The sequence below is a fragment of the Streptomyces sp. NRRL F-5727 genome (assembly GCF_000719555.1).
Lineage (GTDB): Bacteria > Actinomycetota > Actinomycetes > Streptomycetales > Streptomycetaceae > Streptomyces.
The window spans coordinates 84,634-99,909 of sequence record NZ_JOGX01000008.1; the positions used below are offsets into that span (position 1 = coordinate 84,634).

At 75.0% G+C, this 15,276-nt stretch carries 13 protein-coding genes; 10 read left to right on the forward strand and 3 right to left on the reverse strand.

What is annotated here, in order from left to right:
• Positions 1 to 67 precede the first annotated feature (67 nt).
• Positions 68 to 844: an SDR family NAD(P)-dependent oxidoreductase gene (locus IF73_RS0108800; RefSeq protein ID WP_031005284.1), complete on the forward strand. Its 777-nt coding sequence runs from the start codon at positions 68 to 70 to the stop codon at positions 842 to 844.
• A 62-nt stretch (positions 845 to 906) separates the two neighbouring features.
• Here IF73_RS0108800 and IF73_RS0108805 read toward each other — a convergent pair whose 3' ends face one another.
• Positions 907 to 2,124, reverse strand: a complete 1,218-nt coding sequence (locus tag IF73_RS0108805; protein ID WP_031005286.1) for an endonuclease/exonuclease/phosphatase family protein — start codon at positions 2,122 to 2,124, stop codon at positions 907 to 909.
• A gap of 84 nt (positions 2,125 to 2,208) precedes the next feature.
• Between IF73_RS0108805 and IF73_RS0108810 the strand changes: the two genes are divergently transcribed.
• Both IF73_RS0108810 and IF73_RS0108815 read left to right on the forward strand, forming a co-directional pair.
• A complete protein-coding gene (locus tag IF73_RS0108810) occupies positions 2,209 to 2,916 on the forward strand; it encodes an SDR family oxidoreductase (RefSeq protein ID WP_031005288.1) in 708 nt (235 codons plus the stop codon).
• A 349-nt stretch (positions 2,917 to 3,265) separates the two neighbouring features.
• Complete coding sequence (locus tag IF73_RS0108815) at positions 3,266 to 4,306, forward strand: SGNH/GDSL hydrolase family protein (RefSeq protein WP_051716625.1); 1,041 nt, start codon at positions 3,266 to 3,268, stop codon at positions 4,304 to 4,306.
• A 23-nt stretch (positions 4,307 to 4,329) separates the two neighbouring features.
• On the opposite strand, the gene IF73_RS37555 is transcribed toward IF73_RS0108815, so the two are convergent.
• Positions 4,330 to 4,842, reverse strand: coding sequence for a GNAT family N-acetyltransferase (locus tag IF73_RS37555; protein ID WP_158821959.1), 513 nt, complete (start codon positions 4,840 to 4,842; stop codon positions 4,330 to 4,332).
• Positions 4,843 to 5,143: 301 nt separating this feature from the next.
• On the opposite strand from IF73_RS37555, the gene IF73_RS0108825 reads away from it, so the two are divergent.
• A complete protein-coding gene (locus tag IF73_RS0108825; protein ID WP_031005292.1) occupies positions 5,144 to 6,181 on the forward strand; it encodes an SGNH/GDSL hydrolase family protein in 1,038 nt (345 codons plus the stop codon).
• A gap of 65 nt (positions 6,182 to 6,246) precedes the next feature.
• Here IF73_RS0108825 and IF73_RS0108830 read toward each other — a convergent pair whose 3' ends face one another.
• Positions 6,247 to 6,900, reverse strand: coding sequence for a DsbA family protein (locus IF73_RS0108830; RefSeq protein WP_031005294.1), 654 nt, complete (start codon positions 6,898 to 6,900; stop codon positions 6,247 to 6,249).
• Positions 6,901 to 7,108: 208 nt separating this feature from the next.
• Here IF73_RS0108830 and IF73_RS0108835 point away from each other — a divergent pair, with 208 nt between their 5' ends.
• From IF73_RS0108835 to IF73_RS0108860, 6 genes are all read left to right on the forward strand, one after another.
• Complete coding sequence (locus IF73_RS0108835; protein ID WP_051716627.1) at positions 7,109 to 7,426, forward strand: GNAT family N-acetyltransferase; 318 nt, start codon at positions 7,109 to 7,111, stop codon at positions 7,424 to 7,426.
• 88 nt (positions 7,427 to 7,514) lie between these two features.
• Complete coding sequence (locus tag IF73_RS40930; RefSeq protein WP_031005298.1) at positions 7,515 to 9,722, forward strand: hypothetical protein; 2,208 nt, start codon at positions 7,515 to 7,517, stop codon at positions 9,720 to 9,722.
• Between the two features lies 1 nt (position 9,723).
• Complete coding sequence (locus IF73_RS0108845) at positions 9,724 to 10,974, forward strand: TRAFAC clade GTPase domain-containing protein (RefSeq protein WP_031005300.1); 1,251 nt, start codon at positions 9,724 to 9,726, stop codon at positions 10,972 to 10,974.
• The gene (locus tag IF73_RS0108850; RefSeq protein ID WP_051716628.1) at positions 10,971 to 13,457 is read left to right on the forward strand and encodes a GTPase-associated protein 1-related protein; all 2,487 of its coding nucleotides are present in this window, start codon (positions 10,971 to 10,973) and stop codon (positions 13,455 to 13,457) included. Before IF73_RS0108845 ends, IF73_RS0108850 begins: the two co-directional genes overlap by 4 nt.
• A gap of 7 nt (positions 13,458 to 13,464) precedes the next feature.
• Positions 13,465 to 15,069 (forward strand): TRAFAC clade GTPase domain-containing protein, encoded by a 1,605-nt coding sequence (locus IF73_RS0108855; RefSeq protein ID WP_031005311.1) that lies wholly within the window; start codon positions 13,465 to 13,467, stop codon positions 15,067 to 15,069.
• The gene (locus tag IF73_RS0108860; RefSeq protein WP_031005313.1) at positions 15,066 to 15,260 is read left to right on the forward strand and encodes a hypothetical protein; all 195 of its coding nucleotides are present in this window, start codon (positions 15,066 to 15,068) and stop codon (positions 15,258 to 15,260) included. The genes IF73_RS0108855 and IF73_RS0108860 overlap by 4 nt, the downstream gene beginning before the upstream one ends.
• Positions 15,261 to 15,276 lie beyond the last annotated feature (16 nt).

The following is a 15,276-nucleotide window of genomic DNA, read 5'->3' on the forward strand; positions in this document are numbered from 1 at the left end:
ATGCGTGTACCTGCCCCCTACCGCACACGGGCGGGCCGGTACACGCACGTCCTGAGGAGCGACACGCATGAGCAGCGACTACCTCTCCGGCCTCTTCTCCCTGGAGGGCCGCACCGCCCTGGTCACGGGCGGGAGTTCCGGCATCGGCCGGGCGATCGCGGGCGCGCTGGCGCGGGCCGGGGCGAGCGTGGTGGTGCTGGCGCGCGGGGAGGCGGAGCTGGTCGCGACCGTCGAGGAGCTGACGGCCGACGGGTGCCGCGCCGCCTGGGTGAGCGCGGACCTGGGAACCCGCGACGGGATCAAGGCGGGCGCGGAGGCGGCCACCGAGGCGTTCGGGGAGCCGGACATCGTGGTCAACTCGGCCGGGATCAACCTGCGCCCGCCCTTCGGCGAGCTGGGCGAGGAGGTCTGGGACACCACGATGACGGTGAACCTGGAGGCGCCGTTCCTGCTGGGGCAGCGGTTCGGGCCGGGGATGGCCGAGCGCGGCTTCGGCCGGTTCATCCACGTGACCTCCCAGCAGGCGCACCGGGCGTTCGTGCAGAGCGGGGCGTACGGGGTGTCCAAGGGCGCGCTGGAGTCGCTGGCGCGCTCGCAGGCCGAGGCGTGGTCCCCGTACGGCGTCACCGCCAACACGCTGGTTCCCGGCTTCGTGATGACCGCCCTGAACCGGCGGCTGTCCTCGGACCCGGAGAAGGTCGCGGCGCTGGCGGCCCGCACGATGGTGGGCCGCAACGGCCTGGCCGAGGACTTCGCGGGCGCGGCCGTCTTCCTCGCGAGCAGCGCCTCCGCGTACGTCACGGGCCACTCGCTCTTCGTCGACGGCGGCTTCTCGGTGCACTGACGCCGCTCGACGGACGGCCCGCGCCGCAGGGGATGCGGCGCGGGCCGTCCCTGTCCGGAGGGTCAGGGTTCGACGGTGACCGTCGACCACCCGCGGTAGAAGGCGTGGTCCGACAGCTTCAGGTACTTGCCGTTGGCGTCCTTGGCGGCGTCGGCCTTGTTGTACGTGATCTTCGTGCGCGCGGCGTCGCTGAAGTACAGGGGGTACACACCGCCGCTGAGCGTGCCGGTCGTCGTGGCCTCGGAGAAGAAGAGGTGGTCGATCTTGCTGTTGCGCTGGTCGTCATCGAGCGTCGACAGGTCGAGGAGGGTGGACTCGCCGCTGCGGCAGGTCGTGGAGGGGGCGACGCAGTCCGGCTCCGGCATGGTCCAGAGGGCGGGGTCGGGGCCGGTGCCGTCGGGGTCCCTGTCGTCGGTGGTGTCGGCTTCGTAGAACCGGCCGATGCCCCCGCCGGGCGCGGCGGTGGAACGGTAGAAGCTGTCCAGGGCCGGGCCCTTGTGCGGCTGCGGGACGGAGTTGAAGTCCCCGCCCACCACGACGACCTTGCCGGCGTCGATGTCCTCGTCGAGTTCGGAGGCGAGACGCGCCGCCTGCGCGGAGCGGGCCCGGTCGTTGACGCCCTCGGGGTCGTCCCAGGCGCGCAGGTGCACGCTGCAGCCCTTCACCTTGCCGGGGACGCCGGTGAGGGTCGCGTCATGGCAGAGGGCGTTGAACGTCCGCGGCAGCGGGATGGGGTTGCCGCTGGAGTCGATCTGGTGGCTCTCGCCGCCGAGGGGGATCTCGTCCTTCGGGCCCAGTGCCCCACGGGCACCGAGGACCTGGCCGACCCAGCAGCGCCTGTCGTCGTTGTTCGGGTCGCTGTCCTCGTTCACCACGCAGTTGGACTGACCACAGCTCGGGTAGTTGGTGAGCAGAGGCGTGAAGCTGAACTCGTAGGTACCCGCGTACTTGCTCTGGAACCACTCGAACTGCGAGTAGCACACCTCCTGGAGCATGATCAGGTGCACCGGCGCGAACCTGGTGATCTCGTTCTCGACGTGCTGCAGCAGGTCGGTGCCGCCCTTGTTGCAGTAGCCGCCGCACATGTTGAAGGTGACCGACCGGAGCTGGACCTGGGTTCCGGGCCCGGCGTCGGCCGCCGCGTCCGTCGTCGTGCGCTCCGTCTGCGTCACCGCCGGGCGGTCCGCCCGCAGCCAGTCCGCCCCGCTCTGGGCCAGACCCGCCATCAGGACGACGGAGAGGGCGACCGCGAAGGCCGCCAGAATCCCGCGTATTCTCATCGCTTTCCTTGTGTCGAACTCGGCAAAGACGATGAGTCTATGCACCGCGTGAACATGTCATGTGGGCAGGTGAGGGGAGAGCGCATGGGCACCGTGGCACCGGTGTCGCTGGTCACGGGCGGCAACCGTGGCATCGGCCGCGAGACCGCGCGGCAGCTCGCCGGGCTCGGGCACACCGTCCTGCTGTCCGCCCGCCGTCCGGAGGACGCCGAACGGGCCGTCGCCGAGCTGGCCCCGGAGGTGCCCGGCACGCTGGTGCCGTGCCGGCTGGACGTGACCGACGCCGAGGACGTCCGCGCCCTCGCCCGGCGCGTGGAGGAGGAGTTCGGACGCCTCGACGTCCTCGTCAACAACGCGGCCGTCAACTACGACACCACCCGGCGGGCCGCCACGGTCGACCTCGACGAGGTCCGCCACACCCTGGAGACCAACCTCTTCGGCGCCTGGCGGACCGCGCAGGCGTTCCTGCCGCTGCTGCGCCGGTCGTCCCGTCCCCGCGTGGTGAACGTGTCCAGCGAGTCCGGCTCGCTGGCGAGCATGTCCGGCGGCACCCCGGCGTACGGCGTCTCGAAGGCCGCCCTCAACGCCCTGACCCGCAAACTGGCCGACGAACTGCGCGCCGACCGGATCCTGGTCAACGCCGTCTGCCCGGGCTGGATCGCCACCGACATGGGCGGCCCGGGCGGCGACCCCGTCGACGAGGGCGCCGCGAGTGTCGTCTGGGCCGCGACCCTGCCCGACTCCGGCCCGACCGGCGGCTTCTTCCGGCACGGGGAACCCCTGGCCTGGTGACGGCGGCGCCACAGCCATGACGAACTGTCGCTTTTCGGCCGGTTCGAGACGAACGACCGCGCCGGCTCCTGCACATGTTCGCGAGGGCCGCTCACACGTGCGACAGAAGCGGCCGTGCGTCGGCGTCCGGCTCGTACCGCAGCCGCACCGACCTTCCCCGTTCGGGTCGTGATCGTTCCCGGTCTCGGCAGCCGGCCCCTCTCGCGCACCCCTGCCGAGCAGGGGAGATCAGTCGACTTGGCAAGGGTGGCCAAGATCGCCCGGTTGCGTTCGACCACCACTGGAGTATCTCGCTCCGCTTATGACTGAATACCCGGCGTCACCTCTCGCTCTCCGAAAGGGCACAGCCATGTCTTCCGTCATGCGCAAGACGCCGACCACCCCCAGGGCTCGACGGCTGGCCGCCGCAGCCGTCGCGCTGGGCGGCTGCCTGACCCTCGCCGTCCCGGCGGCAACCGCCGGCGCGGCACCCGCCGACCCGGTGAAGACCGTCTTCTTCGGCGACTCCTACACCGCCAACTACGGCATCGCCCCCGTCAACGACCAGGACAACGTGAAGCTCTTCTGCTTCCAGGCGACGCAGAACTACCCCGCCGTCGCCACCCGGAGCCTGGCGAGCAAGGGCGTCACGCTCGACGTCCAGTCGGACGTCTCCTGCGGAGGCGCGCTCGTCGAACACTTCTGGAAGGAGCAGCAGCTGCTCGGCGGCGCGAGCGTTCCGGCTCAGCAGGGCGCGCTGAAGGAGGACACCCAGCTGGTTGTGGGCGGTGTGGGCGGCAACACGGTGGGCTTCACCAGCATCATCAAGCAGTGCTCCGCCAGGCTCCGGGGCGACGAGGGGGCGCTGCTGCCCGGCTCGCCGGTGGACCCGGAGTCGCCCGCGGCCGAGTGCAAGACCTTCTTCGAGTCGGGAGACGGAAAGGCTTGGCTGGACTACCAGTTCGAGCGGGTCGAAGGGGACCTGGCGGAGATGTTCCAGCGCATGGCCTATTTCGCTCCGGACGCCGAGCGCGTCCTGGTCGGCTACCCCCGGCTCGTGCCCACGGACACGGCCACGTGCCTGACCGCGGCCCCCGGCCAGACGGAACTGCCGTTCGCCGACATCCCCCAGGACGCGCTGCCGGTCCTGGACCAGGTCCAGAAGCGGCTGGACGACGTCATGAAGCAGGCCGCCGCGGACGACGAGGCCGCCTTCGTGGGCCTCTACGACCACACGGGGAACAACACGGCGTGCGACGGCGCCGACCGGGGCATCGGCGGCCTGCTGGAGAACTCCAAGCTCGAACTCCTCGGCCAGGCGCTCCCGTGGTACGCACACCCCAACGAGAAGGGCCGCGATTTCCAGGCCCAGCGCGTGGCCGCCAAGATCGAGGAAGTCCTCAACCGCTGACCGGCGACACCGCCGCGTCTCCCCTAGGTGCGCGGTCGGTAGGCGAAGCCGTTCAGGGGTGCGAGGACCTTCCAGCCCAGCGTCTCGTAGAGGGCGCGGCCCGGGACGGTCGCGCCCAGGAGGCCCTGGGGCACTCCGTGGGCGAGCGCCGCGTCGGTGAGGGTGCCCATCACCACCGTCCCCAAGCCCCGGCGCCGGTGGGACGGTTCGGTGACGATCTGGTCGTAGACGCAGGCGGTGTCGGTCAGTCCGGCGAGGCCGGACGCGGCGAGTTCCCCGTCCGCTCCCAGGACCCGCACCGAGACGACCCCCTCGGCGGTCTCGACGGTGGCGGTGTAGCCCTCCGGCATCCGCACGTCCGACGGGCGCAGGTCGACGGCCATGAGGAAGCAGGGGTCGACGGGCTCCCACGGGGGCGGGAACCACGGGGCCATGGCGTCCTGCGGCAGGAACGCCTTGACGACCGTGGTGGGTTCGGTGATCGAGTCGACGAGCGCGCGGGCGGTGACGGCGTCCGTGCCGTCCCCGAGGAGCACGTGCCGCACGGTCTAGGTCGGCTGTCCGACCTCGAGGCGCAGCCCCCAGGGCACGTCCACGGGCTGGGGGATCCGCCGGCACACGGCCCATCCCTCGGCCCACCGCCGTCCTGTCTCCGTCATGGGCCGCACTTTACGGGGAGACCGGCGGCGGCATCGATGATGTGATCATTTAGCTCGATCGGGGGTGATCCACCCGATTCGCGGAACTGATCGTTCCGCAACCTGGATGATCTTGATCGTTGCCTTCGCCCGGGGCCACATGCCGCCTCGGGCGTCATTTGCCGATCCTGGAGGATCCATGCGACACCCCGTCTCCCGCCTGCGCCTGCGCGCCCTCACCGTGGGGCTCGCGCTGGCCGCGTCCGCCCTCCTGCCCGCCGGCTCCGCCGGTGCGGCCGACCCGTACGAGTGGGCCGCGCTGGGCGACTCGTACACCGCCGGCGGCTTCGTCGGCGACCCGCTGCCCGCCCTCGGCGACCCGGCGCGGGACGGCTGCGACCGCACCAGCGACGCCTACCCCGGCCTGGTCGAGCGGGAGCTGGAGGAGTTCCCGCCCGGCAGGGCCGTCCACCTGACCAACGTCAGCTGCGGCAACGCCACCATCAAGAACATCGCCACCGAGAAGCAGACGCCGATCAGCCCGGTCCAGCCGCCCGCCGGCGGCTGGACCGCCGTGGACACGCAGATCAAGCGGGCCGGCCTGAACGCCGAGACCGACGTCGTCACCATCGGCGTCGGCGGCAACAGCCTGCCCTTCGGCGGCATGCTCCTCAAGTGCCTCGAAGAGGGCGCCTCGGCCACCGGCTCCTGCCGCGAGCACTACACCAACCCGCCGGAGGGAGAGGAGAGCATCCAGCAGAAGCTCGACCGGGTCCAGGACGAGTACATCGAGATGCTGGCCGCGGTGCACGAGGCCGCGCCCAACGCCAAGGTGATCACCGTCGGTTACCCGGCCGTCCTGCCGGAGGACGGCAGTGACTGCAACCGTCTCGCCCTCACCGAGCTCAGCCTGATCAAGCACGCGGACGTCGACTGGCTCCGCGAGGACGTGCTGAAGCAGCTGAACCACAGGATCCAGCAGGTCACGAACTTCTTCGGCGACCGCTACGTCGACGTCTACTCCTCCAGCATGGGCCACGACGCCTGCCAGCCCGCCGAGGAGAAGTGGGTCGAGGGCATCTGCGGCGACGCCGCCGACTACTGGACCACCAGCGTCGGCGCGCTGAACTGCGCCGTCGTCGGCAAGCGCGCCACCCTGGTCCACCCGAACGCGGCCGGGTACGCCAACACCGCCGCGCACGTGGAGCGCGCCATCCGCATCGCCCTCCTCAGCTAGCCGGCCGAACCCCGCACCGGAGCCCCGGGACCCGCGCGCACGCGCGGCCCGGGGCTCTCCCCTTCCTACGCGAAGGAGAGACGTCCGGTGCGCTCCCGCTTCAGCTCGAAGAAGTGCGGGTTCCCCGCCAGGACGCGGACCGCGTCGAAGAGCTCCGCGGCCTGCTCGCCGCGCGGGATGGCGTTGAGCACCGGGCCGAAGAAGGGGGTGCCGTCGAGGTGGAGGGTGGGCGTGCCGACGTAGCCGCCCGAGGCCGGGTCCGTGCCGGCGTCGTGGCTCCGCTGGAGACCGGCGTCGTACGCGTCGGTGTGCGCGGCGGCGGCCAGTTGGGCGGGGAGGCCGAGCTCGGCCAGCACCTCGGCGGTCACCCGGTCGAAGTCCTTGTCGCCGCCCTGGTGGATGCGGGTCCCGTACGCCGTGTACAGGTCACGGAGGATCCCGTCGCCGCTCCGCTCGGCCGCCGCCACGGCGACCCGCGCCGGACCGAGCGAACGGTCGACCAGGTCCCGGTACCAGTCGGGGAGTTCGTTGCCCACGTTGTGCAGGTACAGGCTCATGACGTGGAAGCGGACGTCCAGGTCCCGCAGCCGCTCCACCTCCAGGATCCACCGGGAGGTGATCCACGCGAACGGGCAGGCGGGGTCGAACCAGAAGTCCACCCGGGTGCGGGTGGCGGCGGTCGCGGGGGCGAGGGGGCGAGGGGCTGCGTCGATCGTCATAATGTCCAGCCTGCCGCGCGGGCGGCCCAGAAGCATGGGCAACTTCCGTACCGTCTCACTGGGCCACTTCGCGCGCGTGCGCCTGCCCGCGCGCCCGTGCGCCCGCGCGTGCTTCGATGCCGCATGAAGATCGACAGCGCTCGCGCCGCCGTCCGGCCCCGGACCGACGCCGACCTCGCGGCCCCGGGAGCACGACGGGGCGCCCGGGGTGGGGAGCGCGGCCACGGGCAGGGGCGTCGACCAGGCCGCCATGGTCAACCGGCTGTACGTGTCCCCCGCCGCGCGCGGCCACGGCGCCGGCGCGCCGCTGCCGGCCGAGGCGGTCGCCCCGGCCCGGGCCCTCGGCCTGCGGGCGGTGCCCGACGTGGCCGCCCACGACACCGCGGCGACCGCCCTGTACGAGCGGCTCGGTCGGCACCGGATGGCGACGGTCGCGCAGGACTGGGGGCCGCACGGGCTGGTGGACGTCCACTGCTGCGCGGCACCCGACCCGCACCCTCCGCATTCGGTCGGGCACCCTCGGTGAGCCGCATCAAAGGGCCTGCGCCTGGCCTTTTCTTCTGCTGAGATGTACCCCTTGCGAAGCGGGGAGCGCGAGCGCGAAGGGTCGGGGGATGCGGCGGGGGTTCGGTGAACGGCTGGGCCTGCCCGGCGCCCTGGGTCCGTTACCGCTCGCCCCGCTGGTGACCGAGTACCGCGAACTGACGGAGACGCAGACGGCGGCGGGGTTACGGTACGCGGGCGAGGCGCTGACGGACCCTCAGGACGCGGCTGACGGAAGCGCGTTCGTCTCCGTGCTCGACGGGGTCGCGCTGTGCTCCCCGCGCCGGCGGCGGCTGCTCGACGGGGCCGCCCTGGACGCCCTCGCCGACGCGCGTCCCGCGCACGCGCCGGTGCTGCGGCTGCTCGCCGCGATCCGGCGGCGCGACCCGGCGCTGCTCCGGCGGGTCCTCCTCTACCAGCTCCTCCCCCTGCTCCGGCAGGGCGCCACCGGCCTCGGGCTCGACCCCGCCGAGGTCCGCCTGCTGACGAAGGCGCTGCCGTCCGTGCCGGTCCTGGACGACCGGCAGCGGAAGGCAGCCGAATCGCTCGCCCGGCTCTGGTCGACGCGGCGGCTGCGCGGCTGCGACCGCGCGGTGGCGGCCGTCGGGCCGGGCGCGCTGTACGCCGATCCGTGGCTCGCCGCCTTCGACGTGCGGCTGCACCGGCAGCTCGACCGCTGCGACCGGATGCTCGCCGAGGCGGCGGCCGGCACCGACCCCGCCGAGGCCGAGGCCCGCTATCTGCGGGTCCTGGCCGTCGCCGCCGACGACGACGAGGCCGTGCGGGGGCTGATCCGGCTCGGCACCGCGCCGGACGGCGGCGACTCCGGGCTGACCGCCCGGCCCGTCGGCGGCGGCGCGGTGACGCTCTCCTGGCCCGACACGCCGGGCGTCCGCTGGCGGGTCCTCCGCGACGGCCCCGCCCTGGACCGGCCGGACCCGGTGCGCGGCGCCGTCGGCGCGGGCGGGGCCGTCTGCGCCGCCGTGGACACCGACCCGCCGGTGGGGCTCCGGGTGCGGTACGCCGCCTTCCCCGTACGGGACGGGCAGCCCACGGCGGCGCCGTTCGTGTCGCGGGCGCTGCTGGTCGCGCCCGCCGTCGAGGACGTCACCGTCGAGGACGGGCCGGCGCGGCTCACCGTCCGGTGGCGGCTCCCCCGTACCGCCACCGGCGTCGTCGTGGCCCTCGCCGGACCCCGCGCCGCCGCCGGCCGCCACACCCTCGGCCGCGTCGAGCAGCACGTCTTCACCGGTCTGGAACCCGGCGCGTACACGGTTCGCCTGACGGCCCGTCACCCCTCGCCCGCCGGCGGGACCGTGGACGCGCCGGAGGTGGCGGGGAGCGGCACCGTGCACGCGTGGCCCCGGCTGCTCACCGGGCTCACCGCCGAGCCCGGGCCCGCGGAAGGGGTGCGGTTCGCCGGGCACGGCGGCGAGGGCGCCGAGGTGCGGCTCGTGGTGTGGCCCGAAGGGGCCGCGCCCGCGCCCGGGACCGAGCTGCGCACCGCCGACCTGCCCGCGCCGCTGCCCTGGGCCCGGTACGGGGACCCCGGCTTCACCACGCCGGACGACGCCTTCGCCGGGCTCGTCAGCGCGGCGACCGTGCTCGGCGAGCGGGCGCTCGCCGGACCGGGGGTGCGGCTCGACGTGCCGGGCCCGGCGGGCGCGCCCCGGGCCGTGCGCGAACCCGGCGGGCGGGTGCGGCTGTTCTTCGACTGGCCGTCCGGGGCCGGGACCGTGCGCGCCGCCTGGGACGGCGGCGACCTGACCGCCAGCCGCAGCCGGTACGTCCGGGAAGGGCTCCGGCTGCCGCTCGGCCCCGGCCCGGCGCGCGTCACGCTCCAGCCGCTCGCGCCCGACGAGCGGCCCGGCTCCGCCGTCCCCGTCCGCCGGGCGCCCGTCGCGGTGGACGTGCCCGGGGAGGCCGTGGTGCGCTACCGGCTGCTGACCCGGCGGCGCCGGCTCGGCCGCCGGGCCGTGCCGTACGCCGTCGAGATCAGCGCGCACGGTCACGACCCGGCCGTGCCGCTGCCCTCCTTCGTCCTCGTCCACCGGGGCGGCGACCGGGCCTCCGCCCGGCCCCGGCACGCCGAGGACGGCACCGAACTGCTCAGGGTCGACGGCGCGAAGCTCGCCGCCGCCCCGCTCCAGACCCGGGCGCTCCCGCCGGCCCCCGACCTCTCCCGCCCGCCGTACGCGCTCCGCGCCTTCCTGCTGGGCGACGGCGCCGGAGCCGTACGACTCGAAGAACCCGCCCTCACGACCCTGGTGGTGCGCTGACATGACGACGGTCATCTGCCCCTACTGCTTTCATCGCGCGCAGGCCGCACGGCTCCCGTACCGCTGTCTGATGGCGCGGACCGGGCTGCGCGGCGGCTCGCCCTGCGATCCCGAACGGGACGACCGCTGGGCGAGCTTCACGGGCGCGACCCACGCCCCGGCGGCCTACCTGAAGGGCCCGGTCTTCGTCGCGCCGCGGTCCTTCGGCGGGCTGCGCGGACCCGGGCCGCGCGCCGAGTGCCCGCACTGCGGGGTGCCCACCCCGGTCCGGGTGTGCGCCAACTGCCACAGCGACCTGCCCAGCGACTACTGCGAGCAGGACAGCCGGATCATCGCCCTGGTCGGCGCGAAGGCGTCCGGCAAGAGCACCTACGTCTCCGTCCTCGTCAACGAGCTCCGCCACCGGGTGGGGCAGGCGTACGGGGCGGCGCTCGCCGCCATGGGCGACGAGAGCCAGCGGCGCGACCGGGAGATGGCCGAGGACCTGTACGAGCGGCTGCGGCTGCCCGACGCCACCATCCCGTCCGCCGTCGGCTTCAACGACCCGCTGCTGTACCGGCTGAGCCTGCCCCGCAAGGGCTTCGGACGCGACGGCAGCCGGCACACGGCGCTGGTCTTCTTCGACGCGGCCGGCGAGGACCTCAAGTCGGCCGAGGCGATGAACCGCTACACCCAGTACCTGAGCGCCGCCCACGGCATCGTGCTGCTCGTCGACCCCCTCCAGCTCGGCGCCGTCCGCGACACCCTCGGGAACGCCGACGGGCCGATGCCCGCCAAGGACATCCCCGCCCTCCAGATCGCCGCCGACATCGCCACCCAGCTCCGCTCGCACGGACACGGCGGCTCCCGCGGCCGGGTCGGGATCCCGCTCGCCGTCGCCGTCACCAAGACGGACACCGTGCGCGGACTGCTCGACCCCCACTCGCCGCTCCTCGGCAACGCCCCGCACTCCGGCGGCCGGTTCGACGAGGCCGACCGGCTCGCCGTCCACGAGGAGACCCGCTCGCTCCTGGAGGGCTGGGACTCGGGGGCGCTCTGGCGGCAGCTTGAGCGGGACTTCTCCGACGTGTCCCTCTTCGGGCTCTCCGCGCTCGGCGCGCCACCGCCCGCCGACGCCCCCGCCGACGTGCCCGCCGCCGGACCCCAGCCGATCCGGGTCGAGGACCCGCTGCTGTGGCTGCTCGCCCGGCGCGGGCTGCTGCCCGTCGCCCGGCCGCCGCGCGAGAACGGCAAGGGGGTGCCGGCCGCGTGAGCCTCCTCCAGATGCACTACACCTCGGCGCCGCCCGGCCCCGACGGCTCCGGCTTCCGCTTCACCGCCGTCAGCCCCGGCGTACCGCACTCCGTACTGCGCGAGGCCGAACAGCTCGTCGGGTACGAGCCGCCCCGGGACGCCCCCGCCCGCCCGTCCGAGGCCGAACTCGCCACGTTCCCCGAGATGTTCGGCTTCGCCCGGCTCTCCGACGGCAGCGGGCTGCTCAGCCGCACCGTCTACACCGGCGCCGACTACAGCGGCCGGTGGGGCAACTTCCACGCCCACGCCGTCCTCGTACCCGCCGGCGAACCACTCCCCGGCGACCTGCCGCCGATCGCGCTGTGGGGCGCGGCCGAGTGGACCGACCGCTCACCCGAGGCCGGCACCCCGCCCGCCCCGCTGGCCCGGCTCACCCCCCGGCTCCCCGCCGGAATCGGCGACGAACTGGCCCGGTTCGCCTCCGCGTCGGGGCCCCGGCTCGCCGCCGTCCTCGCCGACCTGCGGCGCGTCACCGAGGACCCCGCCGCCCCGCAGGTGGTGCTCGCCGAGAGCGACACCCGGAGGGTCGCCCACTGGCTGCTGCTCGCCTCCGCGGCGCTGCCCCGGGACGCCGCCCGCGGCCTCACCTTCACCACCTACACCCGGCGGCCCCAGCACGCCCGCCAGCAGGTCGTCGGCGTCCGCCCCGAGGACGCCCGGGCCGTGACCGGGCAGCCGCACCGGTACGCCGTCCACGACCGCACCGACAGCCACGCCGAGCCGCCCGCCACCGCGGACCTGTGGGCGCTCACCGCCGCCGCCGTCTGGGCGGCCGGCGCCGACGCGCTCTTCAAGCGGGCCGAGGACCTGCCCGGCGCCGAGCCGTTCGCCGTCGGGCCGCTCGCCACGCTCGCGCTCGCCGACGGCGTGCCCGTCCCCGCCGACGCGTACGCCCCGGCCGCCGCCTGGACGACCGGCCACCACCACGCCCTCGGCGAGGACGAGCTGGAGTCCTTCCTGCGGGCCGTCTGCGCCGAGGGCCGCCCCGGCTCCCTCGCCCCGGACGCCCTCGCCGCCCTGCTCGGCGCGCTCCGCGACACCGTCCCGCTCGCCGTGACCGCCCCGATCACCGCCCGGCTCGTCGAGGCCGCCGTCCGGGACCCCGCCCTCGCGCCGCCGCCGCTGCCGCCGGGCGCGCTGCCGGAGCCGTACCGCGGCCGGCTCACCGACGGGCTCGGGGAGGACGTCCGGGCCGGACTCGGCACGCCCGGCACCCCGCTGCCCCGCACCGCCGGACTGCTGCGGATCGCCGCGACCCTCGGCATCGACCACGACGACCTGATCCCCGGGCTCGCCGACCGGCTGTGCCGGCGGATCATGGACGGCGCCACCACGACGGGCTCCGGCACCGGAGCCGTACCGGAACTCCTCGACGTCCTGGACGAGTCCGCGCCGCTGCGGATCGCGCTCCTCGACCTGCTGGAGGCCCGGGCCGCCGACCATCCGGCGGCCGTGGCCGCCGCGCTGCGCACCGCCCGGCTGCCGCGCGACGGGCTCGGACACCGACCCCACCTGCGGATGTGCGCGGCCCTCGACACCTCCGGGGCCCGGGCCGGGAACCGGACGCCCGCCCTGCACGCGCTGCTGCGCGCCTCCGGCGGATCCCACCTGGTCACCCCGCTGCTGCTGCGCACCGCGGTGAGCCTGCTCTGGCAGGACCGCGCGCCGACGGCCGAGGAGGCGTCCCAGCTCCTCGGCGAGAGCGGCGCCGAGGTCCACCAGCTCGCCGGCACCTGGAACGACCTGGTGAGCGCCGCCGTCGACGCCCCCGCCGACGACACCGCCGCGCCCACCCTCGCCAAGCAGCTCCTCAGGTACGGGCGGGACGCGGTGGGCCGCGCCGCCTACCACGACCTGGCGCTGCTCGCCCACGTCCACACCATGGAGCACGCCGACACCGACCCGAGCGCCCCCCACGGCAACCTCGTCGAACGCGCCCGGTCCCTCTCCTCCCAGGCCCGCCCGGCCACCCAGCAGCGGGCCGCACGGGCCCTCGCCCGGCTGCTGCTGCGGGCCGACCGGCCCGCCCGGGAGCTCCAGGCCCTCGCGTACAGCAACGACCCGGGCCTGATCGACGCCTACGCCGACGCGGCCCGCTCCCCCGTCCTCACCGACTTCCTCACCGTCCCGTCCCGCCTCGCCGACTGCTACCTCGCCTGGAACCTGCACCAGGGCGCGGGCCCGGTCTGGAACCTGACCCGCCGCACCCTGCTGGAGGAGGTGCTGCGGCCCGCCGCGCGGAAGATGCCCGACGACCAGCTGCGGCTCGCCGCCGAGCACGTCGGACGGTACGGCGCCGCCCACCGGGAGCTCTTCGAGGAGTGGGCCCGGCCGGCCGGCGGCGTGAAGCAGCTCCTCCGCCGGATCGGCGGACGCCGGCAGGAGCGGCCCCGGGAACCGCGGTGGGGCGACGTCGAACCGCCCCGGGACGGGGGGAGGTGACCGCGCGATGGACGGTGGAGACCTGACCTGGCTGATCGTCGTCGTGGTGGCCGCGGTGTGGGCCGTCACGGCCCTCGTGGTCTGCGTGTTCCGGGCGTTCTGGAAACTGCTCGCCGCCACCTCGCGGGCGGCCGTCACCGCGCTCGGTCCGCTCGGCGCCGGCCGAGCGGACCAGCGGGTGATCCCGATCGGCGCCGAGCCCGCCCACCCCTCGTACTGGGCCCGGCAGTTGTGGATCGACACGGCCGGCGTCGTCGGCGCCGGGCTGAGGACCCCGTGGCGGGTCTGGCACCACCACTGGATGAAGCGGGTGGTCGCCCGGCTGTTCCAGGGGCGGCGGCCGACCGGCGGACAGCGCGGGGGCAACCCGTTCACCCGGGCGTGGCTCTGGCTGATGGCCCCCGGCACGGCGCTCGGCGCGACCGTCGCCGTGCTGCTCGTCGCGGTGCTGCACACCGCCGCGCTGCTCCTCTTCGGGGTGCTCGTCGGCCTCCTGTGGGCCGGCTGGGCCGCCGCCGTCGGGCTGCTGCGCGGGGCGGAGCGGGCCCGGCTGCTCCTCTTCCGGATCCGGCCGGTCTGCCCGCACCCCGGCTGCCACCGGCCGGTGCCGCTGGCCGCCCACCGCTGCCCGCACTGCCCCACCGCGACCCACCGGGAGCTGCGGCCCGGACGGTACGGCGTCTTCCGGCACACCTGCGAGTGCGGGCAGCGGCTGCCCGCCTCCCCGCTCACCGGCCGCGGCCGGATCGCCGCCGAATGCCCCTCCTGCGACCGGCCGCTGCCGCCCGCGGCGGCGACCACCCGGGTGGTCCACGTGCCGCTGATCGGCGCCTCCTCCTCCGGCAAGACCATGCTGATGGCCGCCGTGGTCGCCGGACTGCGGTCCTGGGCGACGAACGGGAGGCTCACCCTCGACTACGCCTCCGACGCCGACCGGCACGACAGCGCCCTCCTCGACCAGCGGCTGCGGGACGACGACTGGGCGCTGAAGACCCAGGGCGACCAGCGGGCCTGGATGATCCTCGTCGGCAAGGGCCGGCAGCGCCGGCTGCTCTACCTGTACGACCCGATGGGCGAGGCGCTCCAGGGCGCCGACCGGCTGCGCGAGCAGCAGTACCTCGCCCACGCCGACGGCGTCCTCTTCGTGGTCGACGTCCTCGCCGACCGGGCCGTACGGCAGCGCATCGCCGACGCCGACGGCACGGTCGCCGCCGAGGCCCGGCCCGCCGCCCAGGGACCCGTCGAGACCTTCGACGGGCTCAGCGGCGAACTCACCGCACTCGTCGGACGGAGGGGGAGACTGCCCGTGGCCGTCGTCGTCACCAAACGGGACGTGCTGGACCGGATCCCGTCGCTGCCGCCCGCGGGCGCCGAGGTCGACACCTGGCTGACCACGCTCGGCCTCGGCGGGCTCGTCCGCAACTTCACCCACCAGTTCAGGACCGCCCGCTACTGGTCCGTCAGCGCCTTCACCGCCACCGGCACCGGCGCCCTCGACCCCGAGGGCCGGCGGGCCGCCGAGCCCGTGCTCTGGCTGCTCGCCCGGTCCGGGCTGCGGGTCGGCGCGCTGGTCGACGCGCGGGACGGCGGAGCGGGGGTGCGCGGCCGATGACCGTGGTCACCCCCCGGGTCTCCCGCTCCCGCAAGGCCGTCCTCGTCCTGCTGCGGACGGCCACCGGCCTCGTCCTCGCGGCGGCGGCGCTCGGCGCGGTCTACGGACTGCCCGGGCTCGTCGACGCGATCGTCCGGCTCGCCGGGGACGTCCCCGGCCTCTGGGAGGAGCTGACGGCCGACAGCCCCTGACCCGCCTTCCGTCCCC